At 74.9% G+C, this 1465-nt stretch carries 2 protein-coding genes; both read left to right on the top strand.

The annotated features are described in order from the left end of the window. A partial coding sequence (locus IE249_RS38390; RefSeq protein WP_229859203.1) for an OsmC family protein occupies positions 1–250 on the top strand: 250 nt, incomplete at its 5' end. Between the two features lie 80 nt (positions 251–330). Then, on the top strand, positions 331–1465 hold a 1135-nt coding region (locus IE249_RS24490; protein ID WP_189708185.1), incomplete at its 3' end, for a serine hydrolase domain-containing protein.

Here is a 1465-nt window from a genome sequence, read left to right as displayed (position 1 = left end):
CTGCTTCCACAACGCGCTGATCCTGGTCGGCAACCGCGCGGGCTACGACCTGACCGGTTCCACGGTCGCCGCCAAGGTCGGCATCGGCCCCAACAAGCACCGCGGCTACGGCCTCGCGGTGGCCCTCAGCGTCTCCCTGCCGGTCCTCGACGCGGACGTGGCGGCCAAGCTGGTGGACGCGGCCCACGAGGTGTGCCCGTACTCCAACGCCACCCGCGGCAACATCGACGTAACGATTGTGCTGGGGTAGCCGCACCCAGGAATCGCAGGCGGCAGGCGCTTGTTGCACCCACTGTCGCAGGCAGTGCAGAGAGGACGGCGGACGTGGGCGTGGACGTGCACGGCTCGGTGGCCGAGGGCTTCGAGCCGGTCGGGGAGGCGTTCGCGGAGAACTTCGCGTCGCGGGGCGAGCGGGGCGCGGCCGTGGCCGTCTACCGGCACGGGCGCAAGGTCGCAGACCTGTGGGCGGGCACGCGGGACGCCGACGGCGAACCCGGCTCGGCGCCCTGGGAGCGGGGCACCGCGCAGATCGTGCGCTCGGCGACCAAGGGCGTCGCCGCGGCAGTGATCCTGCTGCTGCACCAGCGCGGCGAACTGGACCTGGACGCGCCGGTCGGGACGTACTGGCCCGAGTACAAGGCGGCGGGCAAGGAGCACACCCTCGTACGCCATCTGCTCACGCACCGCGCCGGGGTGCCCGTGCTCGACCGGCCGCTCACCCCGGAGCAGGCCGCCGATCCGGTGCTCGGCGCCGAGGCGGTCGCCGCGCAGGCGCCGTCCTGGGAGCCGGGCACGGACCACGGCTACCACGCGCAGACCTACAGCTGGCTGACCGGCGAGCTGGTCCGCCGGGTCACGGGCCGGCCGATCGGCGAGTGGATCGCGCGAGAGATCGCCGGACCCGCCGGCGCCGACCTGTGGGTCGGGCTGCCGGTGAGCGAGACCGGACGCGTCGGCCGGGTCGGGCACGTGGACGCGCCGAGCCCCGCGGGCGGCCTGAAGACGCTCAGGACCCGCCCCAAGCGCGCGGTCGCCGAGGCCTACGCCGACCCGGACTCGCTCACCCGGCGCGCCTTCGGCGCGATCACCCCGCTGCCCGACGAGAACGACCCTGCCTACCGCGCGGCCGTCCCGCCCGCCTCCAACGGCATCGCCACCGCCGACGGACTCGCCCGCTTCTACGCCTCGCTCATCGGCGAAGTGGACGGCGGCGCGCGCCTGTTCACACCGGCGACGGCGGAACTGGCCCGTGCGGAGCACTCCGCCGGGCCGGACCGCGTGCTCGTGGTCGGCACCCGGTTCGGCCTCGGCTACATGCTGCACGGCGCCGCGTCCCCGCTGCTGGCCCCCGGCTCCTTCGGCCACCCCGGACGCGGCGGCTCCCTCGGCTTCGCCGACCCGGAGTCGGGCATCGCCTTCGGCTACGTCACCAACGGCTTCCGCTCCGGCGTCACGGCGGACCCGA

The organism is Streptomyces anandii JCM 4720 (genome assembly GCF_014650655.1).
GTDB classification, from domain to species: domain Bacteria; phylum Actinomycetota; class Actinomycetes; order Streptomycetales; family Streptomycetaceae; genus Streptomyces; species Streptomyces anandii.
Note: the sequence above shows the minus strand (reverse complement) of the source record. Positions and strands in the feature narration are given on the sequence as shown.